The following is a 24452-nucleotide window of genomic DNA, read 5'->3' as shown; positions in this document are numbered from 1 at the left end:
CCCGCTGAACACCCGTGCCCGGCTACTGCCGCTGCTTCCTCCGATGTGGTGCAGCGTTTCCGGTCTCGGCCCAACTCGCCACTATCAACCTGCATCATGCCGAATACATCGATACGGCCACCGAACAGGAGTGGATGGCGTTCACCACGCCGAGACTGGCCGACTCCAAGCCGGCGGGCGCGTGCGGTAGGAACGATCAGGCTTGTGAGCACAATGACGGTACTGGCACGCGCGGCCGGCGGCGAGCACGTTCCGGACCGAGCGGCGATGCGCGACAGCTACAAGCGGCTACGCGAACTCGACGACGGCCTACCGCCGATCGAAACCACCGATCTGCTCTCCTCGACACATTGGAGCTGAGGAGGATCACGAGCTTCATCCGGCACCGCGGCGCCAACCTACCTTGAGAAGCAACCCTGTTCCGCGACGGCAAGGCCGTAGCCGACACAACCACCGGATGGTCGAGAACTCGGTCACGTTGACGTTGCTGTCCAGACCACCGTAGCCTTCGACGAGTTACGCGACAGCGGCTGGAAGCCGGTGAGAACCCGGCACGGTCGCGCCACTGTATCCGGGTCGGTTGCCCCGACCCGGGAGTCAGACCCGGCGCTGTCGCAACCGTTCCAAGTGGGCCGCGTCAAGCCCGAGGAGGTTTCGATGTCGCAGGCGAGTGTCGCCGCACCCCGTCCCATCCACATCTCGATCCCGCTGCGGGAGATCCTGCCCTGGGCGGTCTTCGTCGGCGTCCTCGCGCTGGCCGTCCTTTACTTCGTCAGTACCGAGGCGGGCGCGGTGGAGTTGCTGTCCAGCGACGGCCTCGTGCACGAGTTCCTGCACGACGGTCGGCACCTGCTGGCTTTCCCCTGTCACTGACCGGAAAAGCTGATGAGGACCCTGCTGGTCCGCGGCATGCTCGCGGGCCTTGTCGCCGGTGCGCTCGCGGCGGTTTTCGCCTACGTCTTCGCCGAACCGTCCGTCGAGGCCGCGATCGCACTCGAGGAATCCGCGCGGCATCACGACACCGGCGGTGCCGCGCATACGCACACCGAGAACGCGGCGGTGAGCCGCACCGTGCAGAGCACGCTGGGGCTGCTGGCCGGCACCGCAGGCTACGGCGTCGCCGTCGGCGGGCTGTTCGCCATAGCCTTCGCGCTGCTGCACGGCCGCATCACCACACTGCCGCCGCGGGTGTCGGCCGCGCTGCTGGCCGCGGGCACGTTCGTGGTGGTGGTGCTGGTTCCGTTCCTGAAGTACCCGGCGAACCCACCCGCGGTGGGTCAGGCGGGCACGATCGGCGAGCGGACCGGCCTGTACTTCGGGTTCGTCGCGCTGTCCGTGGCGGCCGCGATCGTCGCCGTTGTGGCGGGTCGCGCGCTCGCGCGGCGGGTCAGCGCGACCTCGGCGCTGTTGCTGGCGACCGCCGGATACCTCGCGGTGACCGCGACGGCCGCGGCGCTGCTTCCGGTAATCGACGAGATCCCCGGTGGTTTCCCCGGCGCGACGCTGTGGGAGTTCCGGGTGGCGTCACTGGGCACCCAACTGCTGCTGTGGAGTGCGCTCGGAATCGTGTTCGGCACGCTCGCCGATCGGGTGCTGCGAGTGCGAACACCGGCGGGTCAGCGATAGCGCGCCGACGCGGCCAGCGCCAGCGCCGCCAGCCCGACCAGCCGCGACAGCCGTACGGCCCTGCGCAGTTCCTGTGGCCCGGGTGCCGGACCGTCGCCGAGCGTGCCACGGTGCTCCACCCGGTCGCCGTACCGGTTGCTGCCGCCGAGTCGGACCCCCAGCGCACCCGCGAACGCCGCCTCGACCTGCCCCGCGTTGGGGCTCGGGTGCTTGCCCGCGTCGCGCCGCCACGCCCGCAACGCCCCGCCCGCGTTGCCGCCGACCAGTCGAGCCGACACCACGGCGGCAGCCGCGCTCAGCCGCGCGGGCACCAGGTTGGCGATGTCGTCGGCCCGCGCGGCGGCCCAGCCGAACCGCTCGTAGCGAGGAGAGCGATGCCCCACCATAGCGTCGAGAGTGTTGAGCGCCCGGTAGCCGAGCAGGCCGGGTATGCCGGCCAGCCCGCCCCACAGCAGCGGGGCGACGACCGCGTCGGAGGTGTTCTCCGCTATCGACTCGGTCGCCGCGCGGGCAAGCTCGCTGCTGCCGAGGCCGGTCGCGTCGCGGCCACAGAGGTGGGAAAGGCGTGCTCGGGCGGCGTCGATCCGCCCCGACTCCAGCAACTGCGCCATGACCTCGCCTTCCCGCGCGAGGCCCCGCGCACCCAGCACGGCCCAGGTCGCGACCGCCGTGGTGACCAACCGTGCGAGCGGGTGACGCGCCGTGACCGCTTGCAATGCCGTTCCCACGCCCACGGCCGCGCCGACGCATGCGGCCGCGTAGCCGGCGCCGCTGCCGCGCGAGTCCGACCACACCCGCTGCTCCAGCGCCGCGGCGAGCGTGCCGAAGCAGGCGACCGGGTGCCCGCGACGCGGGTCACCGAAAATCGCGTCAGCGGCGTGGCCTGCGACGATTCCGGCAGCGGTGGCGCGACGAGGAAGGATCACAGCGCGAACCCTAGCCGGTGGGCAAGAATGCCGACCATGACGAACGATTCCGGGCGCAGACTCGCGGACGCCGTTGCCGCTCGGCTGGAGGCCGGTGCCGCGATGCTGCGCCGCTTCGGTCGCGGCGGCCACGGCAACGGCCGCGTCCTCATCCTCGGTGGTGTCCGATCGGGCAAGTCGCGCTACGCCGAGCAGTTGATGGTCGGCTACAACCATGTCGTCTACATCGCGGGCGGCCTGCCGCCGACCGACGACGACCCGGAATGGGCGGCGCGGGTGGCCGCTCATCGGGCACGCAGGCCACCACACTGGCGAACCGTGGAGACCTCCGATCTGGCGGGAACGCTGCGCTGCACGACCACGCCGATGCTGGTGGACTGCCTCGGCACCTGGCTGAGCAGGGTGCTCGACGAGGTCGGTGCCTGGCAGCAGGAACAGGGCTGGCAACAGCGGGTCGACGAACGGTTGCGGGACTTCGTGGACGCCTGGCGGACCACCACCGTGCCGATCGTGGCCGTCAGCAACGAGGTGGGCTCCGGGGTGGTGCCCGCCACGGTGTCCGGCCGGATCTTCCGCGACGTGCTTGGTGCGTTGAACACGGCGGTGGCCGCCGAATCCCACTCGGTGCGGCTGGTGGTGGCGGGCCGCGTGCTGAGGCTGTGACAACCCCGCTGTGACACCCCCGCCGTGACAACCGCGCCGTGACGACCCCGAAGGGAAGGAACGATCGATGAGGTTCGACATCCCGGAGCCGGACGCCTCCGCCCGACTGGCCGCAAGGCAGCGCCTCGCGGGCCTTGTGAAGCCACTCGGCGCGCTGGGGACGCTGGAGGAGTTGGCCGAGTGGCTTTCCGCGGCGCACGGCAGCGTCCCGCCACGGCCGCTTGACGACGTGCGCGTCGTGGTGTTCGCCGGCGACCACGGGGTGTCGGCCTCCGCCGAGGTGTCGGCCTACCCGAGGCAGATCACGGCCGCGATGGTGCGGGTGTTCCTGTCCGGCACCAGCGGGGTGAACGTGCTGGCCGCCCAGGTGGGCGCCAGGGTGCGGGTGCTGGACATCGCCGTGGACGCGGACCTGCCCGACGTGCCCGCACAGGTGCGCGCCTTCAAGGTGCGGCGCGGTTCCGGTTCGATCGACGTCGCCGACGCGCTGGCTCCCGGCCAGGCCGAGCAGGCGTTTCGTGCCGGGATGGCCGTCGCGGACGAGGAGGTGGACGCGGGTGCGGACCTGCTCATCCCCGGTGACATGGGGATCGGCAACACGACGGTGGCAGCCGCGCTGGTCGCCGCCACGCTCGGGTTGCCCGCGGCCGAGGTGGTAGGCGGCGGCACCGGCGTCGACGAGGAAGGCAGGGCCCGCAAGGTCGCCGTGGTCGAAGCGGCGCTCACCAGGGCCACCGGCCGGTTCACCGACCCGTTCGACCTGCTCACGGCGCTCGGCAGCGCGTGCGCGGCGGCGACGGCGGGCTTCCTCGTACAGGGCGCGGCGCGCGGTGTCCCGGTGCTGCTCGACGGCGTGTTCTCCGGTGCGGCCGCGCTCGTCGCACGCGACATCGCTCCCGGCGCGCAGCGGTGGTGGCTGGCCGGGCACCGTTCCACCGAGCCCTCCCAGCACTACGCCCTCAAGGCGCTCGGCCTGCGACCGATCCTCGACCTGGGGCTTCGGCTCGGCGAGGGCAGCGGTGCCGTGCAGGCCGTGCCCGTGCTGCGGTCGGCCCGAGCCGTGCTGGCGGACATGGGTTTGCTGGCCGACCTCGCCTGAGCGGTGCGGGACTCGGCGAGGCTGGCGCTTGGCACGCTGACAGCGCTGCCGGTGCCCGCACCTCGGAAGCTGGATCAGCGGGTTGCGGGCAACGCGATGCTGCTGGCACCGGTCGCGGCGCTGCCGCTCGCGGCAACGGCTGTCCTGGTGGTGCTCGGCGGCGAACTGCTCGGGTTGCCCGCGCTGGTGAGTGCCACGCTGGCCGTGGCGGCCGTGGCGCTTGCCAGCAGGGGGCTGCATCTGGACGGGCTCGCCGACACCGCCGACGGGCTGGCGGCGTCCTACGACCGGGATCGGGCGTTGCGGGTCATGCGCAGCGGCGACAGCGGCCCGGCCGCGATGGTGACGCTGCTGCTGGTACTGCTCCTGCAGTGCGGCGCGCTGGCGGGCGCGGTCTCGGCGGGACACGGCGCGGTCGCGGTGGCGCTTGCCGTGGTGGCAGGCCGGGGGGTGCTGGTCCTCGGCTGTGCACGCGGGGTGCCCTCGGCACGCGAAGACGGGCTGGGAGCCACGGTGGCGGGCAGTGTCGCGCTGCCGCTTGCCGTCCTGGTTCCGGTGTCGCTGGCAGGACTGGCCGTGCCCGCACCCGGCTTGCCGTGGTGGCAGGGTCCGCTGGCGGTTCTCGCCGCCTTCGCGGTCGCCGGTGCGCTGCTGGCGCGGGCGGTGAGCCGCTTCGGCGGCGTGACCGGTGACGTGCTCGGCGCCTGCGTGGAGTCGGCAACGGCGGCGGCGCTGGTCGTGGCGAGTGTCTAGGGCAGGTCTCGGCTCGCGGGCAGCGCGGCACGCAGGGCGGTGAGGAAGCCTGCCATGTCAGCTCTCACCGCGATGCGAAGCCAGTCCGCCCCGAGGCCGGGGAAGGTGTCGCCTCTTCGCACCGCGTAACCCGCCGCCCGAAGCCGGGCGCGGACGCCGAGCCCGTCAGGGACCCTGATCAGCACGAACGGCGCACGCGGTGTGCCCGCGACCTCCACCCCCAGCGCGCGCAGGCCCGCCACCAGTCCGGCGAGTTCGTCACGCGCCGCACGGGCGTTGGCTGCCGCCTGCTGCAGCGCCTGCGGGCGGCTGCATGCCACCATCGCCACGGCCGCAGGCGTGGAAACCGACCACGGTGGCTGCACGGCACGAAGCCGCTCGATCAGTTCCGGCTCGCCCAACACGTAGCCCGCACGAAGCCCCGCGATCCCCCAGGTCTTGGTGAGGCTTCGCAGCACCACCACGCCGGGCAGCCGGGCGTGCGCCAGGCTTTCCGGTTCGCCGGGCACGGCATCGAGGAACGCCTCGTCCACGACGAGAACCCGGCCGGGGACGGCAAGCCTGCGCAGCGCCCGCGCGGGGTGCAGCACCGATGTCGGGTTGGTCGGGTTGCCGACGAACACCAGGTCGGCGTCGGCGGGCACCGCGTCGGCGGTCAACTCGAACCCGTCACGGGCACGCAGCAACACGTGCCGCACCCGGTGTCCGGCAGCACGCAGCGCCGCCTCCGGCTCGGTGAACTGCGGGTGCACCACAACCGCCGTTCGCGGCCGCAGCGCCGAAGCCAGCAGCGTGAACGCCTCGGCGGCACCAGCCGTGGGCAGCACGTCGTCCGGGTCGCGGCCGTGCCGAGCGGCGATGGCACGCCGCGCCCCGCGCACGTCGGGGTAGGCGGCCAACCCGTCGAGACAGTCTCGAAGCTCGCGGCGCAGCCACTCGGGCGGTTGCGGCAGCCGGACGTTGACGGCGAGATCGACAAGGCCGTCGGCCACCTCCCTGTCGCCGTGCCACCGCAACAACTCAAGCATGGACGGCCGCCGCGAACCGGTTCGCCAACTCGGGGTGGCCAGCCCAGTGCACGTGCAGGTAGGACGCGTGCAGCCTCGGCGAGGCGAAGCCCTCCAACTCCCCGTCCCAGCGCCACGCCGCCGAGGCGCCATGCCTGGGCCGGACCACGGTGCGGTGGAACTCGTGGCCGGTGACGGGCTGACCGGACTCGGCGAGCAGTGACGTCGACGCCGCCGTCGCGCGCCGGTAGCCCAGCGCCCCGCCCTCCGTCATGTGCGCGACCGCGTCGAGCGCTGCCACCATCGGCAGCCCGTCCAGTTCCCGGCACAGGTACAGCAGTCCGGCGCATTCGGCCACCACCGGCATCCCACGCCCGATCGCTTCGGACAGCCTGCCGCGCAACCCTTCGTTGGCCGCGAGTTCGGCAGCGTGCACCTCGGGAAAGCCACCGCCGAAGTACAGCCCGGCACAGTGCGGGGGCAGCCGGGTCTCGGTGGTGGGGTCGAGGTCGACCACGTCCACCCCCGCCGCGTCGAGCAGTTCGGTGGTCTCGGTGTAGCGGAAGGTGAACGCGCTGCCGGAGGCCGCGGCGACCACCGCTGTGCGGGTGGCGGGGCTGACGTGGTCGGCGGGATTCCACGGTTGGCCGTGCAGTGCCGGTGCGGCGCGCGCCACCCGCACCACGGCGTCGAGGTCGACGCCGGCTGCGACCCACTCGGCGAGCCGGGGCAGCAGGCCGCGTGACTCCCGGGCTCGTTCCGCCGCGGGAACGAGCCCGAGGTGCCTGCTCGGCGCGTGGATGTCCGGGTTACGCCGCAGCGCGCCGAGCACGGGGATACCGGTAGGCACCAGCGCGGCCCGGATCTCGTCCTCGTGGCGCTGCGAGCCCAGTTTGTTCAGGATCACCCCGGCGAGGTGCAGGTCCGGGTCGTAGCGTGCGAATCCCAGCACCAGTGCCGCGACGCTGCGGCTGGCGGCGGCCGCGTCCACCACCAGCACCACCGGCGCGGAAACCAGCTTGGCCACGTGCGCGGTGGAGGCGTAGCCCGCCGTGCCGAGCGCGCCGTCGAACAGTCCCATCACGCCTTCGAGCACGGCCAGTTCCGCGCGCCGTGCGCCGTGCAGCAGCAGCGGCACCACCCGGTCCTCACCTTGCAGGAAAGGGTCGAGATTGCGTGGCGGCAACCCGGTGGCCAGTGCGTGGTAGCTGGGGTCGATGAAGTCGGGCCCCACCTTGTGCCCGGACACCGCGAGCCCGCGCGAGCGCAGCGCCACCATCAGCCCGGTGGCCACGGTCGTCTTGCCGTGCCCGGAACCGGGCGCGGCGACGACGATCCTGGCTACCACTCGATGCCCCGCTGTCCTTTTTGACCCGAATCCATCGGGTGCTTGACCTTGGTCATGTCCACCACCAGATCCGCCGCCGCCACCAGTGCGGGCGGAGCCTGCCTGCCGGTGATCACCACGTGCTGGCGGCCGGGCCTGCTGGTGAGCGCCTCGACCACCTCGTCGGTGTCGATCCAGCCCCACCGCAGCGGGTAGGTGAACTCGTCGAGCACGTAGAAGTCGTGCCGCTGTTCGGCGAGCCTGCGCCTGATCTCGGCCCAGCCCTCGCGGGCGTCCTCGGCGTGGTCGTCCTCGGTTCCCCGCTTACGTGCCCAACTCCAGCCCTCGCCCATCTTGTGCCACTCGACGCGGCCGCCCGCACCGCTGGCGTCCAGTGCGCGGAACGCGGCCTCCTCGCCGACCCGCCACTTGGCGGACTTGACGAACTGGAACACCCCGATGGACCAGCCCTGGTTCCACGCGCGTAGCGCCATGCCGAACGCGGCGGTGGACTTGCCCTTCATGTCTCCGGTGTGGACGGCGAGCACCGGGCGGTTGCGACGCTGCCGGGTGGTGAGCCCGTCGTCGGGCACGTTGGCCGGTTTGCCCTTCGGCATCAGGCGGCCCTGCCGATACGTCCTGCCCTGCTGCTGACCTCTCGGACGAGCGAGTCCGCGGCCACCTCGCCGAGCCGGACATGCTCGGCGCCGAGGCGAGCGGCGAGTTCGGCGGCCAGACCGAGCCGCATCCGCCCACTCTCGCAGTCCATCACCACACTCGCTACTCCGGTGCGCGCGAGCAGGTCGGCGGCGGCGTGGGAGCGCGACACCGCGTCGGCGCCGCCGGTGGCGCGGCCGTCGGTGACCACCACCAGCAGCGGTCGCCGCCTCGGGTCGCGCATCGCCTCGACCCGCAGCGTCTCGGCCGCCCGCAACAGACCTTCCGCCAGCGGGGTGCGACCGCCGGTCGGCAGCGCCTCCAGCCGCGCGGCAGCCGCCTCCACGCTCCCGGTGGGCGGCAGCGCCAATTCCGCTCCGCGCGCCCGGAAGGTCACCAGCCCCACCTTGTCGCGCCGCCGGTAGGCGTCAAGCAGCAGCGAAAGCACCGCTGCCTTCACCTCGCGCATCCGCTGCCGCGCGCCCATCGAACCCGAGGCGTCCACACAGAACAGCACGAGATTGCCTTCCTTACCTTGCCTGCGCGCATAGCGCAGATCGCGTGGCCGCACCGGCAGCGCGTTGCCTGCCCGCTCGCGCATCCGCTGCCGCAGTGCCGCTGCGAGGATCGTGGCGGCCAACCGGGGCGCGCCGGTGCGCACGCCGAGGGGTTGCGTGCCGACGACCCGCCCGGTGTCGGTGACGGCCGCGGAGCGGCGACCGCTGGCGCCCGCTCCGGTGCCGCGCACGGTGAACAACCTCGCGCGGTAGGGACTGCCCGACCCCACGCGCCGCTGCCCACCGCCGCCCGGCTGCTCACCGCCGTCCCCGCCTTCTGGGTGCGAACCGTGCTCACCGGGCGGCATCCGGTCGCTGGTGCGCTGCTCGCCCTCCTCACCCGGTTGCCGCGTTCCCGAGCCCGGGTCGTCGTCGGGCGGGCCCTGCTCCGGTGGATCGGCAAGCGCCCGCTCCAGCTCACCGGGGTCGATGCCCGGCGCGTCGAACGGGTTACGCCTTCGCCGATGCGGCAACGCCAACCCCGCGGCCACCCTGATGTCCTCCACGGTCACCGAGTCCCGGCCACACCATGCCGCGTGCGCACATGCGGTGCGGGCGGTGACGATGTCGGCGCGCATGCCGTCCACCTCGAACTCGGCGCACACCCTGGCGATGCGCAGCAACGCCTCCTCACCGAGCGACACGCGCGGCAGCAGCCCGACCGCGGCGCTGATGTCGTCGGCCAGCGCGGCATCGCAGTCACGGAAGCGGGCCGCGAAGCCGTCCGGGTCGGCCTCGTAGGCGATCCGGCGGCGCACCACCTCGGCTCGCTGCTGGGGTTCGCGGCTGGAGCTCACCTCCACGGTGAGCCCGAAGCGGTCGAGCAGTTGCGGCCGCAGCTCCCCCTCCTCCGGGTTCATGGTGCCGATGAGCACGAACCGCGCGGCGTGCGACACCGAGACGCCCTCCCGCTCGACGGTGGCGCGCCCCATCGCCGCCGCGTCCAGCAGGGTGTCGACAAGGTGGTCCTGCAACAGGTTGACCTCGTCGACGTACAGCAGGCCACGGTGCGCACCCGCCAGCAACCCCGGCTGGAAGTCGGCCGCGCCGTCGCGCAGCGCGCGTTCCAGATCCAGCGAGCCGACCACCCGTTCCTCCGCAGCACCGACGGGCAACTCCACCAGCCTGGCAGGCCTGCTACGACGGGAAACGTCGCGAGGGTGCGGCCCGTCCGGGCAGGCAGGGTCAGGCCGTTGCGGGTCGCAGGAGAACCGGCAGCCGTCGACCACCTCCACCCGTGGCAGCAGCTCGGCGAGCGCACGGACCATTGTGGACTTCGCTGTGCCCTTCTCGCCGCGCACCAGCACCCCACCGATCGCCGGTGAGATCGCCGACAGCAGCAACGCCAGCCGTAGCTGTTCCATCCCGACGACGGCTGTGAAGGGGAACGGCGTCACGAAAAGACTCCTTAGCCACGGGTGGGTGTCCTCGCCCACGTCTCGTCAGCACACCAAGGCGGCCACCGAAGCTCTGACTCCTGGCCGACAGACCAGTCACAGTGGCGGGACCGTCCCGGATTCGCACCGGGTTCCACGACGACCGCGGCCCGATCATCGCACACCACCCGACGAAGCGGGGCGGAGGAAAATCACACGGCTCCCGTGCGGGTGTCGGCGAGCGGGCGCGGCTACGGTTCGGGGTCGTGACGATCGCGGTGGTGGGTATCGGGGCCGACGGCTGGCCCGGCCTGCCTCGGGAAGGCAGGTCCGAGGTCGAGGCGTGTGAGGTGCTGCTCGGTGGGCGAAGGCAGCTCGGTCTCGTGCCGGACGGCGGCTACCGGAAGGTGGCGTGGCCGAGCCCGCTGCTGCCATCGCTGGACGGCGTTCTCGCCGAACACGCGGGTCGCCGGATCTGCGTGCTGGCCAGCGGAGATCCGCTGCTTTCCGGTATCGGCACCACGCTGGTGCGCAGACTCGGCGCGCACCGGGTTCGCATCGTGCCCGGTGTGTCGTCGGTGGCGCTGGCGCGGGCGCGGCTGTGCTGGCCCGCCGAGGAGGTGCAGGTGATCAGCGCGGTCGGCCGCTCGCCGCACCGCGTGTTGCGTGTCGCGGGCGACGGCCGAAGGGCGCTGGTGCTCAGCTCCGACGGCTCCACCCCCACCACGGTGGCGGCACTGCTGACCGAGCACGGGTTCGGCGCGAGCAGGCTCACGGTGCTCGAGGAACTCGGCGGGCCCGGTGAGCGGCGGCTGGAGGGCCGCGCGCTGGACTGGCCGCATCCGACGTGCGCGGCGTTGAACGTGCTCGCCGTCGAGTTCACAGGTCCGCGAGGCTTGCCCGCGCTGCCCGGGTTGCCGGATTCCGTCTTCGAACACGACGGCCAGCTCACCAAGCGGGACGTGCGGGCGAGCGTGCTGGCGCGGCTGGCACCGTTGCCCGGCGAGTTGTTGTGGGACGTCGGCGCGGGCGCGGGAAGCGTCGCCGTGGAGTGGGCTCGCGCGCACCCGGCGAACACCGCGATCGCGGTGGAGTCGAGGCCGGGGCGTGCGGCACGCATTGCCCGCAACGCCGAGCGGCTCGGCGCGCGGGTGGACGTCGTGACCGGTTCGGCACCGGAGGCGCTCGCCGGTCTGCCTGCGCCGGACGCGGTGTTCGTCGGCGGCGGGGTCACCGCACCAGGCGTGCTGCCTGCCTGCTGGGACGCGCTCGGGGAAGGCGGAAGGCTGGTCGCCAACGGCGTGACGGTGCAGGCCGAGCAGGAACTCGCGCGGGCCCACGCCGAGTTCGGCGGCGAGCTGACCAGGTTGGCCATCGAGCACGCCGCACCGCTCGGTGGCTTCACCGGCTGGACGCCCGCGCGCACGGTGACCCAGTGGAGCGTGGTGAAGGAAACCGGGCAAACCAGGGAGGTCCACGCGTGACCGTGCATTTCGTCGGTGCGGGACCGGGTTCGGCCGACCTGATCACCGTGCGCGGGCAGCGGCTGCTCGCTCGCTGCGGGGTCTGCCTCTACCCGGGCAGCCTCACCCCTGCCGACCTGCTGGCGCACTGCCCCGCGGGCGCGAGGTTGGTCGACACCGCGCGGCTGACGCTGGAGGAGATCGTCGACGAGTTGCTGCGCGGCCACCGCGAGGGGCACGAGGTGGTACGGCTGTGCTCGGGCGACCCCTCCATCTACAGCGCCGTGGCCGAGCAGGCGCGGCGGTTGGACGCGGCGGGCGTGCCCTACGACGTGACCCCCGGCGTGCCCGCCTTCGCCGCGGCCGCGGCCGTGCTCGGCAGCGAACTGACCGTGCCCGAGGTAGGGCAGAGCCTCGTCATCACCAGGGCACGGGCACGCTCCACCGCCATGCCACCCGGCGAGGACCTCGCCACGCTCGGCGCGAGCGGCACGACGATGGCGCTGCACCTCGCTGTCAACCGGATCGAGCAGGTAGTGGCCGAACTGCTGCCGCGCTACGGGCCCGACTGCCCGGCGGCGGCGGTCGCGCTGGCCAGCCAACCCGGCGAGGTCGTGGTGCGAGGCACGCTGGCCGACATCGCCGAACAGGTGCGCGAGGCGGGCATCACCCGCGCCGCCGTGATCTTCGTCGGGCGGGTGCTGGCGGCGGCCGACTTCCCGGACAGCTTCCTGTACTCCGCCGCCCGCGAGCGGGCCTGAGCGCTCCGCCTACGGCCCGCAGCGCCCGACGATGACACCGGCGCGGTCGACCACGACCACGTCCACCTCCACGGCGGCACCCGCCAGCACTTCCAGCGCCGTTCGCCGCGCCCGGCTCGCCACCAGGTCGCCCAGCGGCAGGCCGTGCTCGTGCGCCAGTTGTAGCGCGTGCAGCGCGGTGTTGGCACGCTCGATCGGAACGGCTACGTCGGCGTGCCCCGCCTCGCGCGCCAACTGGGCCAGCAGTCCCAGGTCCACCTGTGACCGCTTGGAATGCAGGTCCAGGTAGCCCGCGGCGAGTTTCGACAGCTTCGCGAACCCGCCTGCCAGCGAAAGCCTCGGCACCGGGTTGGCCCGCAGGTACTTCAGCACGGCTCCGGCGAAGTCACCCATGTCCAGCAACGCGGTGTCGGGCAGCTGGTACAGCCGCGCCACGGCCCGCTCCGAGGTGTTGCCGACCGCGCCCGCGACATGCCGATGACCCAGTGCCCTGGCCACGTCCACGCCCCGCCGAATGCTGTCGATCCACGCCGAGCACGAGTAGGGCACCACCACCCCGGTCGTGCCGAGCACCGAAAGCCCGCCGACGATGCCCAGCCTGGGGTTCCAGGTGTGTCGAGCCATGCTTTCGCCGTGCGGGATGGAGATCTCCACCACGACGTCGGCCTGCTGCCCGTGCCGCCGGGCGACCCGCTGCACGGCCGTTGTCATCAGCTCGCGCGGCACCGGGTTGATCGCGGGCTCGCCGACCGGCAACGGCAGCCCCGGCAGCGTGACCGTGCCGACACCCTCCCCCGCCCGAAACACCACGCCGCTGCCCGGCGGCCCCGGCGAAACCGTGGACACGACGAGGGCCCCGTGGGTCACGTCCGGGTCGTCCCCCGCGTCCTTGACCACGCCCGCGGTCGCCGAGCCGTCCCCCAGCCGTTGCGTGGCCAGCGCGAACGCGGGGCGCCTTCCCTTGGGCAGCAGCACCTCGACCGGGTCGGGGAACTCACCGGTCAGCAGCGCGGTGTAGGCGGCGGTGGTCGCGGCGGTGGCGCAGGCACCGGTCGTCCAGCCGTAACGAAGTTCGGTCACACTCTCACCGTGGCAAGTATCGCCCGGCCCGTTCTGATCCTCGGCGGCACCTCCGAAGCTCGCGCGCTGGCCGCTGCCTTGGTGGCCTCCGGAGTGCGCGTGGTGTCCTCACTGGCGGGCAGGGTGGCCTCGCCGAGGCTGCCGGAGGGCGAGGTCCGCATCGGCGGGTTCGGCGGACCGAACGGCCTCGCCGACTGGCTTGCCGCGCACGACGTCGCCGCTGTGGTGGACGCCACACACCCGTTCGCCGAACGCATCGGGGAGTCCGCGGTTCGAGGTACGGCGCTGGCGGGCGTGCCGCTGCTACGGCTGGAACGGCCGGGTTGGGTGCCCGCGCCCGGCGACGACTGGCGCTGGGTCGACACGCTGTCCGAAGCCGCGGCAGTACTGCCTTCCCTGGGGTCCCGCGCGTTCCTGACCAGCGGCCGCCAGGGGCTTTCCGCCTTCGCCGAGGTGGCCGACGTGTGGTTTCTCGCCCGCTGTGTCGATCCGCCGGAGCCACCGCTGCCGCCACGGCTGGAGGTGTTGCTGAGCAGGGGGCCCTACCGGATCGCCGACGAGTTGGCGCTGCTGCGCGAGCACCGGATCGAGGTGCTGGTCACCAAGGACAGCGGTGGATCGCTGACCAGCGCGAAACTCACCGCGGCGAGGCAGCTGCGGGTACCGGTCGTGGTGGTGCGCAGGCCGGCTCGCGCCGTGACCGAGTCGGTGACCAGTGTGGACGCCGCGGAGGCCTGGGTGCTCGATCGGGTGAGGGGCCATCCCCACGCACGGCCTTGACGTGCTGCCCGCTAGCGTGACGCCCGATGCGATCCGCCACATCACTCAACGCGAAGACGCCAGATGGGGTAACGGAACACCCTGTCACGCGCGGAGCGGGGACCGGAAGACGGACCCCGCCATGGCGGCGGCTCGCTGTCGTCTTCGGACTCGTCGCGGCCGCCTGCGCCGTCGCGTTCCCGTTCCTTCCGGTCGTGCAGGAGACCGCGCGCATCACCTGGCCGGTGGGCGAGGACACCACGGCGGTCAACGCGCCACTCGCGGGCTACTGGGCGCAGCAACTGACCGTGGACGTGCCGTGTGACACGGTGCGCTCGCTGGACGCGCGGACGGCGGGAAGGGCACTGGTCTTCTCCACCGTGCCGCCCGCCCGCCTCGACGGCGGCGCGGGCCTGCAACTGCACGTCGACCGGGGAATGCTCATCGCTTCCAATCGCGGTGAGCAGATCGTGCAACAACCACTGCCCGCTTCCGGTTGCGATGTCCGGTTCTTCTCCGACGCCGTCCGCACCACGCTGACGGTCGCGGGCACCGTCGTCCACGACGAGTCTGGGGACGTGCGGCCCCGTGTCATCGGGATCTACTCCGCGATCGAGGCCGGGGCGGACCCCATCGCCGGCCTCGGCGTGTCCATCACGCCCGACACCCGCTACCAGTCGTCGCCGACGGTGTTGAAACTCCTGGTGGGCGCCCTAGGTGTGCTGGCGATGATCGGGTGCCTGATCGCGGTCAACCGCCTTGACGCGGGATTCGCCCGCCGCGCGCCACGCTGGGCGCCCGTGGGCTGGTGGCGGCTCAACGGCCGCGACCTGACCGTGTTCGGCGCACTCGGCGCCTGGGTGTTCATCGGCCCGGTGACCTCCGACGACGGCTACATCCTCACGATGTCGCGCGTTGTGGAGGACGCCGGATATCTCACCAACTACCACCGGTGGTTCGGGGTCGCCGAGGCTCCGTTCGGCTGGTTCTACCACGTCTACGAGGCGATGGCGCAGGTCAGCGTCGCGCCGCCGTGGATAAGGCTGCCGTCGTTCCTGCTGGGTGTGCTCAGTTGGCTGCTGATCACCAGGGAGGTCATGCCGAGGCTGGGCAAGGAGGTCCGCACCAGCCGGGCGGCGGGCTGGGCGGCCGCCACCGTGTTCCTGGTGTGGTGGTTGCCGTTCAACAACGGCGTGCGGCCCGAACCGGTCGCCGCCGTGGGTTCACTGCTGGCGCTGTGCGCCGTGGAACGCGCTCTGGTGACCCGAAGGCTGCTGCCGCTGTGCCTCGGTCTGCTCGCGGCGGCGTTCACGCTCGCGGCCACACCGACAGGGCTGATCGCGGTCGCCCCGTTCCTCGTCGCAGGCAGGCCACTGTTCCACCTGCTGCGACAACGGGCGAGGCAGGGCTGGGCGGCCGTGCTCGCGCCGATACTGGCCTCCGGCGTTCTGGTGCTGTTCGCGGTGTTCGCCGACCAGACGGCCGCGACGGTGTACGAGGCCTCGCGGCTGCGCAACCAGGTCGGACCGAGCCTTTCGTGGTTCCAGGAACTGATGCGCTACCAGTTGCTGTTCAGCCCGACAGCCGACGGCTCGGCCACCCGCCGCTTTCCCGTGCTGCTGCTACTGCTGTGCACGGGAGCCTGCCTCGTGGTGTTGCTACGCCGCGGCCGCATTCCGGGTGCCGCGCTGGGGCCGAGCAGGCGTCTGATCGCCACGGTGGTGTTGTTCTTCCTGCTGCTGGCTCTCACGCCCACCAAATGGACCCACCATTTCGGCGCGTTCGCCGCCGTCGGCGCGGCCATGGCAGCGTTGACCGCACTGGCCACCAGCGGGTCGGTGCTGCGTTCCAAACGCAACCGCGCCGCGTTCGTTTCGGGGCTGCTCGTGGTGGCGGCACTGGCCGTCACCGGTCCGAACGCGTACTGGTTCGTGTCGAAGATGGGCGTGCCCTGGTACAACATGCCGCCACAGCTGGCAGGCATCCAGCTTTCGACGCTGCTGCTCGCGGCCGCGGGGGTGGCCGCGGTGATCGCCTTCATCGAGAACATCCGCGCGCAGCGGCCCGGCGCTCCTCCCCCGCTTCCCGAGCGCAGGGGACTCGCGCTGTGGCGTGGCTCGCTCGCGATCGTGGTGGTGTGCGGGCTGGTGGCGCTGACCGAGTTCGGCAGCATGGTGAAGGCCATCCAGGAGCAGTCCGGCACGTACAGCCTGGGTGCGGCCAACGTCGAGCACCTCACCGGCTCCAGCTGCGGGCTCGGCGACTACGTGATGGTGGAACGCGATCCGGTTTCCAGCATGCTGGTGCCGGTGCCCGCCGCACAGCAACGCACCGTCGATCCGCAGGCCCGGCCGGGACCGTTGCCGCAACCTGTCGACGGCAACCAGGCGGTCCAGACCGGGTTCCACGACCAACCGCTGCTGTCCGGCGATCCGCTGGCGGAGCCGCCGCACGGCTTCACGCCCAGCAACGTGGCGATGTGGAGCAGCTACAGCGAGACCGTCAACCCCACCGGCAGGCTGCGCACCCAGTGGTACGACCTCGCGAGCAGTCCGAAGCAAGGTCAGATAGTGGTGGCCGTCAACTCGCCGAGCGCGAAGGCCACCAGCGTGGCTGTGCAGTACGGCGAGCCGACACCGGAGGGTTTCCGGGTGGTCGGCGACGCGGAGGTACTGGCGCCGGGCGCGGGCTCCGACGAGTGGGCCGACGTCCGGCTCGGCCTCGCCGACGCGCCGGAGGGCGCCACCGCCGCCCGCATCGTGGCCGTCGACGACGACCTCACCGAGGACGGCTGGGTCGCCGTCACCGCGCCGCGCGTGCCGACGTTCACCACGCTCACCGACAAGGTCGGTGACGCGCCGGTGTACATGGACTGGCCCGCCTCGTTCGTCTACCCGTGCCTGACGCCGATGAAGATCACCGACGGCATCGCGGAGGTGCCCGCCTACCACCTGACGGCCGGCTCGCTGGCAAGCGAGGCCGACTGGGCGAGCAGCACGACGGGTGGACCGCTCGGTTACCTGGAGGAGTTGGCCGACCAGCCCGAGGTGCCAAGCTTCCTGCGGGGCGCGCCGGGACAGCCGTGGGGCACGCTGGAGGAGGTGGACCCCTACACCGACGGCAACCCGCCCCATGTCATCCGTGGCGAGGAGGTACGTCCGGGCTGGTGGTCACCCGGTCCTGGCCCGCAACAGCCCGACGGTTCGGCACCCACCCGCTGAGCCGGCTCAGCCCGACTCGTAGTGCCGTGGTGTCCACACCACGCTCGTGCCGTCGGGTTGCTCGCGCACCCGCGTGCGTGACGACCCGACGATGAGCAGGCACCGCATGTCCACGGTGGCCGGATCGAGTTCCGCGAGCGTGTCCACCCGCACGGCCTCCTGCGCACCTCCCACGTCACGCGCCACCACCACCGGGGTGCGCGGGTCACGGTGTGCCAGCAGCACCTCGCGTGCCGAGGCCAGTTGCGTGGTGCGGCTGCGCGAGGCCGGGTTGTAGATCGCGACGACGAGGTCGGCCTCGGCCGCGGCTTTCAGCCTGCGCTCGATGACCTCCCATGGCTTCAACCGGTCCGAAAGCGACAAGACGCAGTAGTCGTGTCCCAGCGGCGCGCCCACCCTGGCCGCCGCCGCCTGCGCCGCCGTCACCCCTGGCAGCACCCGGACCGACACGCCCGCCCAGCGCGGCGACTCGGCCTGCTCCAGCACCGCCGAGGCCATCGCGAACACCCCGGGGTCGCCGGAGGACACCACCGCCACGCTCGCGCCGTCGAGCGCGAGGTCCAACGCCTGCGCCGCGCGGTCGGCCTCCACCCGGTTTCCCGAGGCGTGCCGCCGCTGCCCCGCCCGTTGCGCGACCCTCGCCAGGTAGGGGCCGTACCCCACCAGGTGGTCGGCTCGTGCCAGTGCCTGCTCGGCCTCCGGAGTGGTCCATTCCGGGCCCGATGGCCCGAGCCCGACCACGGTCACCTCGCCACGTGCCTCGCGGGCGCGTGGTTCTCGCTTCGCGCCCGGCTTGCCGCGCGAGTACGCGGGCACCACCGCGACGGAGAAGTAGGGCACGGTCGCGGGATCGACCTCGGCGAACGGCTCCACTCGCTGGCTGCTCCAGGTGGCCCGCTCCACGTAACTGGCGTCGCCGAGCCTGCCGGACTCCTCCAGCGCCTGCCGCACCGAGCCGAACGTGCGGCCGAGCTTGAGCACGGCGGCGGCGTCGGTGTCGGCCAGCCGCCGCGCCAACTCCGGCGCAGGCAGGGTGCCGGGCAGCAGCGTCAGCACCTCGTCACGCTGCACCAACGGTTTGCCGAGCACCGCCGCCGCGGCGCTCACCGAGGTCACTCCTGGCACGACGTGCGCCTCGTAACGGTCGGCGAGCCGCTCGTGCATGTACATGTAGGAGCCGTAGAAGAACGGGTCTCCCTCACACAGCACCACCACGTCGCGCCCCGCGTCGAGGTGCTGTGCTAGCCGCTTGGCCGACAGTTCGTAGAACTCCTCGATGGCGCCCTCGTACCCGCCGGGGTGGTCGGTGGTCTCGGTGGTCACCGGGTACATCAGCCGCTCTTCGAGCTGGCCCTCCCGCAGGTAGGGCTGCGCCACCGAGCGGGCGATGCTGCGGCCGTGCCTGGCGCAGTGGAATGCGATGACGTCGGCCTCGCCGATGAGGCGGGCAGCGCGGATCGTCAGCAGCTCCGGGTCACCGGGTCCGAGACCGACGCCGTACAGCCTGCCCGTGCTCACAGCTCCTCCTCGGTCGCGATGGCGTTCACGGCCGCGACGGCCATGGCGCTGCCGCCCCTGCGACCGCGGACCGCGAGGTAGGGCGCGGGAGCGAGGTCGATGAGCGCCTGCTTGGACTCCGCCGCGCCGACGAAGCCCACCGGCGTGCCGATGATCGCCGCGGGCGCGCCGACCCCCTCGTCGAGCAGTTCGAGCAGTCGGAACAGCGCGGTGGGCGCGTTGCCGATGGCCACGACCGAACCGGGCAGCGCGTCGCGCCACAGCTCGAGCGCGGCGGCGGAGCGGGTGGTGCCCATCCGCTCGGCCAGGCCGGGCACTCGCTCGTCGGAAAGGGTGCACACCACGTCGTTGCCCGAGGGCAGTCGCCTTCGCGTGATGCCGCTGGCGATCATCTCCGCGTCGCACAGCACCGGAGCACCGTCGCGCAGTGCCTGCCTGCCCGCCTCGACCACCTCAAGGGTGTAGGCAAGATCGTCGACCAGATCGACCATGCCGCAGGAGTGGATCATCCGCACCGCCACCGTGGCGATGTCGTCGGGCAGGATCGCCAGATCCGCCTCCTCGCGGATCGTGGCGAAGGAGTGCCGGTAGATCTCGGCGCCGTCGCGGATGTAGTCGATCACAGCCGTCCTTTCAGTGCGTTGCCGAGTTCGGCGGTGGGTACGAGGTTTCCTTCGACGCGGTAGCCGCCTTCGTCGGCCAGCACATCGACGTGCGGTTCACGCGGTCTGCCGCAGCGGCGTTCGCAGCCGGAGAAGTGTGCCCTCACACCGAGGTCCAGCACGGCCGTGGCGTCGGCTCGCACGTCGGAGCGCGACTTGGCGCAGCCGGGCGAGCCGATGCACGCGCTCACTCGCAGCGAGGGCGCTTCCGGGTCGACCACGAGCCCCATGTCCGCCAGCCGCTGACCGGCCACGCCGGTGACCACCAGCGTGCGCCACGGGGTGACCACAAGCTCGCCGAGGGACCGCAACACCGTGGCGCGAAGCCGGCCGAAGGGTGCGGCGGCCACCACGACACGGCCGTACGTACCGACCGGCGGCGGGCCACTCAAGGGCAACCGTGCGGGTTCGACTCGGCGCGCGAGTGGCCGCGCCGAATCGAGCACAGCGGCCCTGCCTTCGTCGTCGAGTTCACCGACTCGCCATGCGCGCCCGCGTACGCGCTGGAACGCCAGTGCCAGCTCCACCAGCGCCGAGGCCGCAGCGGACGCGGGCACGCGCAGCCCGGTGTCGGCGCCGTCGAGCAGCAGCGCACCCTCCAGCGGGCTCGTCGCCCGCCAGCACGCGTCGGCGCCCTCGCAGGCGACGTCGCCCCTGCCGTCGTCGACAGCCAGCAGGAACCGGCCGGGCAAGTCGGCAAGCTCGTCACTGCTGCGTACGGCTTCGTCCAGGGCGGCAACCAGTGGGCGGACGTCGGCCGACCCGCCGTGCAGGCCGCTGAGCGGGGACGCCAACACGTTGCGAACCCGGTCGTGCCCGGCCGAGGGCAGCAGTCCGGCGTGGCTGAGGCGCTCTGCCAACTCCTCGGTGTCGCGCACGGCCCGCAGCTGCAGGTTGCCCCTGGACGTGAGGTGAACGGCGCCGTCACCGAGTTCGTCGGCGCAGTCGGCGAGCAGCCGCCCCTGCTCGGCCCGCAACCGCCCACCGGGCAGCCGGACCCTGGCGAGCGGGCCGTCGGCGGCCTCATGGGTGGCGAGCACCCCTGGGCAGGCGTCGGGACGGGTACGGCTTGGCACGCGCCCACTGTAGGAGCCGCACGGTGCCCTCGGCGTGCGAGCCTCACCACGCGCACGGCGACGACGCGGAGATCACCTTGACGGCATGGGGTCATGGACTCGACAGTGAACCGTCAAGGAGGGCTCTTCCGTGATCTTGCTGCTGTCCACCTCGGACACCGACCTGCTCAGTGCCCGCACGAGCGGTGCCGAGTACCGCATGGCCAACCCCGCCAGGCTCGACCTGGCCGAACTGCCCGGTCTGCTGCGGGACGCACCGATCGTCGTGGTGCGCATCCTCGGCACCGAACGCACCTGGCCGGAAGGGCTCGCGCAGGTGCGGGAAAGCGGCGCGCACGTCGTGGTGCTCGGCGGCGAGCAGTCGCCGGACGCCGAACTGATGGCGCTTTCCACCGTGCCCGCGGGTATCGCCACCGAGGCCCACACCTACCTCGCGCACGGTGGCCCCGAAAACCTGGCGCAACTGCACCGGTTCCTCTCCGACACGCTGCTGCTGACCGGCGACGGGTTCGACCCGCCCGTCGAGCAACCGTCCTGGGGTGTGCTGCCGCGACCCGAGCGCGACGGCCCGGTGGTGGCGATCCTGTACTACCGGGCTCATCACCTCGCCGGGAACACCGCCTTCGTGGAAACGCTGGCCGACGAGGTCGAAGCCGCGGGCGGGCGGGCGCTGCCGATCTACTGCGCGTCGCTTCGCCGCACCGAACCCGAACTGCTGGACCGGCTACGCGAGGCCGACGTGCTCGTGGTGACCGTTCTCGCGGCAGGAGGCACCCGGCCCGCCGAGGCAGGCGCGGGCGGCGACGACGAGTCGTGGAGCGTGGCCGAACTCGCCGCGCTGGACGTGCCGATGTTGCAGGCGTTGTGCCTGACCAGCGACCGGCGGACCTGGCAGGACAACGACGAGGGGCTCTCCCCGATGGACGCGGGCAACCAGATGGCGGTGCCCGAGTTCGACGGCAGGATCATCACGGTGCCGTTCTCCTTCAAGGAAGTCGACGCCGACGGACTGCCCCGCTACGTGCCCGACCGGGAGCGGGCCGCGCGCGTGGCGGGGATCGCGCTCTCCCACGCCCGGCTGCGGCACACGCCCGCGCGGGAGCGTCGCGTCGCGTTGCTGCTGTCGGCCTACCCGACGAAGCATTCCCGCGTGGGAAACGCGGTGGGGCTGGACACCCCGGCCTCGGCGGTTCGGTTGCTGCGGCTGCTGCGTGAGGGTGGCTACGACCTCGGCCCGGACGCCTTCCCGGGTGTCGACCCGACCGGGACCGACGTTCCCGACGGTGACGCGCTCATCCACGCGCTCATCGCCGCGGGAGGCCAGGACCCCGAGTGGCTCACCGAGGAGCAGCTCTGCGGCAACCCGATCCGGGTGCCGCTCGCCCGCTACCGCGAATGGTTCGCCCGGCTGCCCGGGCAGTTGCGCTCGGACATGATCGAGCACTGGGGCGAGCCGCCCGGTGAGCTGTACGTTGACGGCGGCGACATCGTGCTCGCATCGCTGCGGGCGGGCAACGTGGTGCTGATGATCCAGCCTCCACGCGGCTTCGGGGAGAACCCGGTCGCCATCTACCACAACCCCGACCTGCCGCCGAGCCATCACTACCTGGCGGCCTACCGGTGGCTGGAGGAGGAGTTCGGCGCGCACGCCGTGGTGCACCTGGGCAAGCACGGGTCGCTGGAGTGGCTGCCAGGCAAGAACGCCGGGCTCTCGGCTGCCTGCGCCCCCGACGCCGTGCTGGGAAACCTGCCGCTGATCTACCCGTTCCTCGTCAACGATCCCGGTGAGGGAGCGCAGGCCAAACGCAGGGCGCACGCCACCATCGTGGATCACCTGGTGCCACCGATGGCTCGTGCGGAAAGCTACGGCGACCTCGCCAAGCTGGAGCAGTTGCTGGACGAGCACGCCAACATCGCCGCGATGGACCCGGCGAAGCTGCCCGCGATCCGCCAGCAGATCTGGACGCTCATCCAGGCGGCGAAGCTCGACCACGACCTCGGCGTGTCGCAGCGGCCGCACGACGCGGAGTTCGACGACTTCCTGCTGCACCTCGACGGCTGGCTGTGCGAGGTCAAGGACGCCCAGATCCGCGACGGGCTGCACGTTCTGGGCGAGGCACCCGTCGGTGAGGCGCGAGTCAACCTCGTGCTGGCGATGCTGCGCGCGCAGCAGGTGTGGGGTGGTACGAGGGGCGCGATACCGGGGTTGCGTACCGCGCTCGGCCTCACCGAGGACTCCCCGATGTCCGAAGTGGACGATATTGAGCGGCAGGCACGCGAGCTGGTCGAGGCCATGGAGGAGCGTGGCTGGGCGAGCGAGGCCGTGGAAACCGTGTGCCGGGGCAGGGCGGGCTCGGTGGCCGAGGTGCTGCGGTTCGCGGCGACCGAGATCGTGCCCCGGCTCGCGGGAACGGGTGCGGAGTTGGACGCGGTGTTGCACGCGCTCGACGGCGGCTACGTGCCCGCCGGGCCGAGTGGCTCACCGCTGCGCGGGCTGGTGAACGTGTTGCCCACCGGGCGCAACTTCTACACCGTCGACCCGAAGGCGGTGCCCAGCAGGCTCGCGTGGGAGACCGGCCAGGCGCTGGCCGACTCGCTGCTGCGCCGCTACCGCACCGAGACTGGTGAGTGGCCGCGCTCGGTGGGGCTGTCGGTGTGGGGCACCTCCGCGATGCGCACCTCCGGCGACGACGCCGCCGAAGTGCTCGCCCTGCTCGGGGTGCAGCCGGTGTGGGACGAGGCTTCGCGCCGTGTCGTCGGGATCGAGCCCATCCCGCTCGCCGAACTCGGCAGGCCCAGGATCGATGTGACGGTTCGTATCAGCGGCTTCTTCCGCGATGCCTTCCCGCACGTGATCGACCTGCTCGACGACGCGGTGCGGCTGGTGGCCGGTCTGGACGAGCCGGAGCGGGACAACTTCGTCGCCGCGCACGTGAAGGCCGACCTCGCCGCCCACGGCGACGAGCGACGCGCCACCGCGCGGATCTTCGGCTCGAAGCCAGGTGCCTACGGCGCGGGGCTGCTGCCGTTGATCGACTCGGGGAACTGGCGCGACGACTCCGACCTCGCCGAGGTGTACGCGGTGTGGGGTGGCTACGCCTACGGCAGGGGGCTGGACGGCGCGCCCGCCCGCGACGACATGGAACGCTCCTACCGGCGGATTCAGGTGGCGGCGAAGAACACCGACACCAGGGAACACGACATCGCCGACTCCGACGACTACTTCCAGTACCACGGCGGCATGATCGCGACGGTGCGGGCACTCACGGGTTCTGCCCCCGCCTCCTACGTCGGCGACAGCACGGCGCCGGACGCGGTGCGCACGCGCACGCTGACCGAGGAGACCGCACGCGTGTTCCGAGCTAGGGTGGTCAACCCGCGCTGGCTGGCCGCGATGCGGCGGCACGGCTACAAGGGCGCGTTCGAGCTCGCGGCCACCGTGGACTACCTGTTCGGCTTCGACGCCACCGCCGGGGTGGTGGGCGACTGGATGTACGAGCGGCTGGCCGAGTCCTACGTGCTGGACAAGCAGAACCAGGACTTCCTCACGCAGTCCAACCCGTGGGCGCTTCGGGGCATCATCGAGCGGCTGAACGAGGCGGCCGACCGCGGCTTGTGGGAGCAGCCGGACCCGGAGTTGCTGGACCGTATGCGGGAGATCTACCTACGCGTGGAAGGCGACCTGGAAGACGAAGGAGCGTGAACCCCGCGAGTCCCCCACTCCTGCCCGCGATCTCTGCACTCCAGACGACGAGTTCTGCACTCTCGCCCGCGAACTCTGCACTCCGGACCGCGAGTCCTGCACTTCGGACCGCGAGTCCTGCGCTCCAGAGCCCGAGTTCTGCACTCCGGTCGGGGTCGGTCCCCGCACTCGCGTCGGCCACAGACTGCCGCAAGATCTCCTCGAACGCCCAACTCGCG

The 24452-nt window shown here is 72.1% G+C and carries 20 protein-coding genes and 2 riboswitches; of the genes, 11 read left to right on the top strand and 9 right to left on the bottom strand.

What is annotated here, in order from left to right:
- Positions 1-204 precede the first annotated feature (204 nt).
- From SACMADRAFT_RS30290 to SACMADRAFT_RS06005, 3 genes are all read left to right on the top strand, one after another.
- Complete coding sequence (locus SACMADRAFT_RS30290) at positions 205-360, top strand: hypothetical protein (RefSeq protein ID WP_198285935.1); 156 nt, start codon at positions 205-207, stop codon at positions 358-360.
- 136 nt (positions 361-496) lie between these two features.
- Positions 497-621: riboswitch (cobalamin riboswitch) on the top strand.
- Positions 622-657: 36 nt separating this feature from the next.
- Positions 658-873 (top strand): CbtB domain-containing protein, encoded by a 216-nt coding sequence (locus SACMADRAFT_RS06010; protein ID WP_009152898.1) that lies wholly within the window; start codon positions 658-660, stop codon positions 871-873.
- Positions 874-885: 12 nt separating this feature from the next.
- Complete coding sequence (locus SACMADRAFT_RS06005; RefSeq protein WP_009152897.1) at positions 886-1626, top strand: CbtA family protein; 741 nt, start codon at positions 886-888, stop codon at positions 1624-1626.
- On the opposite strand, the gene SACMADRAFT_RS06000 is transcribed toward SACMADRAFT_RS06005, so the two are convergent.
- Entirely contained in the window at positions 1617-2552 is a 936-nt protein-coding gene (locus tag SACMADRAFT_RS06000; protein WP_009152896.1) for a cobalamin biosynthesis protein, read from the bottom strand. The two genes, SACMADRAFT_RS06005 and SACMADRAFT_RS06000, sit on opposite strands and share 10 nt — an antisense overlap.
- A gap of 36 nt (positions 2553-2588) precedes the next feature.
- Between SACMADRAFT_RS06000 and SACMADRAFT_RS05995 the strand changes: the two genes are divergently transcribed.
- From SACMADRAFT_RS05995 to SACMADRAFT_RS05985, 3 genes are all read left to right on the top strand, one after another.
- A complete protein-coding gene (locus tag SACMADRAFT_RS05995) occupies positions 2589-3215 on the top strand; it encodes a bifunctional adenosylcobinamide kinase/adenosylcobinamide-phosphate guanylyltransferase (protein WP_040926133.1) in 627 nt (208 codons plus the stop codon).
- A 67-nt stretch (positions 3216-3282) separates the two neighbouring features.
- Positions 3283-4314 (top strand): nicotinate-nucleotide--dimethylbenzimidazole phosphoribosyltransferase, encoded by a 1032-nt coding sequence (cobT, locus tag SACMADRAFT_RS05990; RefSeq protein WP_009152894.1) that lies wholly within the window; start codon positions 3283-3285, stop codon positions 4312-4314.
- Between the two features lie 3 nt (positions 4315-4317).
- Positions 4318-5067: an adenosylcobinamide-GDP ribazoletransferase gene (locus SACMADRAFT_RS05985; protein WP_009152893.1), complete on the top strand. Its 750-nt coding sequence runs from the start codon at positions 4318-4320 to the stop codon at positions 5065-5067.
- Here the strand turns inward: SACMADRAFT_RS05985 and cobC are convergent.
- From cobC to SACMADRAFT_RS05965, 4 genes are read right to left on the bottom strand one after another with little or no spacing between them, the layout of a single operon-like run.
- The gene (gene cobC, locus SACMADRAFT_RS05980; protein WP_009152892.1) at positions 5064-6095 is read right to left on the bottom strand and encodes an Rv2231c family pyridoxal phosphate-dependent protein CobC; all 1032 of its coding nucleotides are present in this window, start codon (positions 6093-6095) and stop codon (positions 5064-5066) included. The genes SACMADRAFT_RS05985 and cobC overlap by 4 nt on opposite strands.
- Entirely contained in the window at positions 6088-7422 is a 1335-nt protein-coding gene (locus SACMADRAFT_RS05975; protein WP_009152891.1) for a cobyrinate a,c-diamide synthase, read from the bottom strand. Before SACMADRAFT_RS05975 ends, cobC begins: the two co-directional genes overlap by 8 nt.
- The gene (gene cobO, locus SACMADRAFT_RS05970; protein ID WP_009152890.1) at positions 7416-8018 is read right to left on the bottom strand and encodes a cob(I)yrinic acid a,c-diamide adenosyltransferase; all 603 of its coding nucleotides are present in this window, start codon (positions 8016-8018) and stop codon (positions 7416-7418) included. The genes SACMADRAFT_RS05975 and cobO overlap by 7 nt, the downstream gene beginning before the upstream one ends.
- Positions 8018-10012: a magnesium chelatase subunit D family protein gene (locus SACMADRAFT_RS05965; RefSeq protein WP_009152889.1), complete on the bottom strand. Its 1995-nt coding sequence runs from the start codon at positions 10010-10012 to the stop codon at positions 8018-8020. The genes cobO and SACMADRAFT_RS05965 overlap by 1 nt, the downstream gene beginning before the upstream one ends.
- A 20-nt stretch (positions 10013-10032) precedes the next feature.
- Positions 10033-10174: riboswitch (adenosylcobalamin (AdoCbl) riboswitch) on the bottom strand.
- An 83-nt stretch (positions 10175-10257) separates the two neighbouring features.
- On the opposite strand from SACMADRAFT_RS05965, the gene SACMADRAFT_RS05960 reads away from it, so the two are divergent.
- Positions 10258-11475, top strand: coding sequence for a bifunctional cobalt-precorrin-7 (C(5))-methyltransferase/cobalt-precorrin-6B (C(15))-methyltransferase (locus SACMADRAFT_RS05960; protein ID WP_050998328.1), 1218 nt, complete (start codon positions 10258-10260; stop codon positions 11473-11475).
- Entirely contained in the window at positions 11472-12215 is a 744-nt protein-coding gene (cobM, locus tag SACMADRAFT_RS05955; RefSeq protein WP_009152887.1) for a precorrin-4 C(11)-methyltransferase, read from the top strand. The genes SACMADRAFT_RS05960 and cobM overlap by 4 nt, the downstream gene beginning before the upstream one ends.
- A gap of 9 nt (positions 12216-12224) precedes the next feature.
- Here the strand turns inward: cobM and SACMADRAFT_RS30765 are convergent, their stop codons facing one another.
- Complete coding sequence (locus tag SACMADRAFT_RS30765) at positions 12225-13295, bottom strand: cobalt-precorrin-5B (C(1))-methyltransferase (protein ID WP_009152886.1); 1071 nt, start codon at positions 13293-13295, stop codon at positions 12225-12227.
- Between the two features lie 9 nt (positions 13296-13304).
- Here SACMADRAFT_RS30765 and SACMADRAFT_RS30760 point away from each other — a divergent pair, with 9 nt between their 5' ends.
- Positions 13305-14075 (top strand): cobalt-precorrin-6A reductase, encoded by a 771-nt coding sequence (locus SACMADRAFT_RS30760; protein ID WP_009152885.1) that lies wholly within the window; start codon positions 13305-13307, stop codon positions 14073-14075.
- A gap of 26 nt (positions 14076-14101) precedes the next feature.
- On the top strand, positions 14102-17275 hold the full coding sequence (locus SACMADRAFT_RS05940) for an arabinosyltransferase domain-containing protein (RefSeq protein ID WP_009152884.1): 3174 nt from the start codon (positions 14102-14104) through the stop codon (positions 17273-17275).
- Positions 17276-17281: 6 nt separating this feature from the next.
- Here the strand turns inward: SACMADRAFT_RS05940 and SACMADRAFT_RS05935 are convergent, their stop codons facing one another.
- The 3 genes from SACMADRAFT_RS05935 to SACMADRAFT_RS05925 are packed head-to-tail and all read right to left on the bottom strand — an operon-like array spanning position 17282 to position 20531.
- A complete protein-coding gene (locus tag SACMADRAFT_RS05935; protein ID WP_009152883.1) occupies positions 17282-18793 on the bottom strand; it encodes a precorrin-2 C(20)-methyltransferase in 1512 nt (503 codons plus the stop codon).
- Positions 18790-19416, bottom strand: a complete 627-nt coding sequence (locus SACMADRAFT_RS05930; protein ID WP_009152882.1) for a precorrin-8X methylmutase — start codon at positions 19414-19416, stop codon at positions 18790-18792. The genes SACMADRAFT_RS05935 and SACMADRAFT_RS05930 overlap by 4 nt, the downstream gene beginning before the upstream one ends.
- The gene (locus SACMADRAFT_RS05925) at positions 19413-20531 is read right to left on the bottom strand and encodes a precorrin-3B synthase (protein ID WP_009152881.1); all 1119 of its coding nucleotides are present in this window, start codon (positions 20529-20531) and stop codon (positions 19413-19415) included. The genes SACMADRAFT_RS05930 and SACMADRAFT_RS05925 overlap by 4 nt, the downstream gene beginning before the upstream one ends.
- Positions 20532-20661: 130 nt before the next feature.
- Between SACMADRAFT_RS05925 and cobN the strand changes: the two genes are divergently transcribed.
- Positions 20662-24234 carry a cobaltochelatase subunit CobN gene (gene cobN, locus SACMADRAFT_RS05920; protein ID WP_009152880.1) on the top strand — a complete coding sequence of 1191 codons (3573 nt, stop codon included), beginning with the start codon at positions 20662-20664 and terminating at the stop codon, positions 24232-24234.
- Positions 24235-24452 lie beyond the last annotated feature (218 nt).

Source organism: Saccharomonospora marina XMU15 (assembly GCF_000244955.1).
GTDB lineage: Bacteria > Actinomycetota > Actinomycetes > Mycobacteriales > Pseudonocardiaceae > Saccharomonospora_A > Saccharomonospora_A marina.
This window is presented reverse-complemented; position numbering and strand designations above follow the sequence as displayed.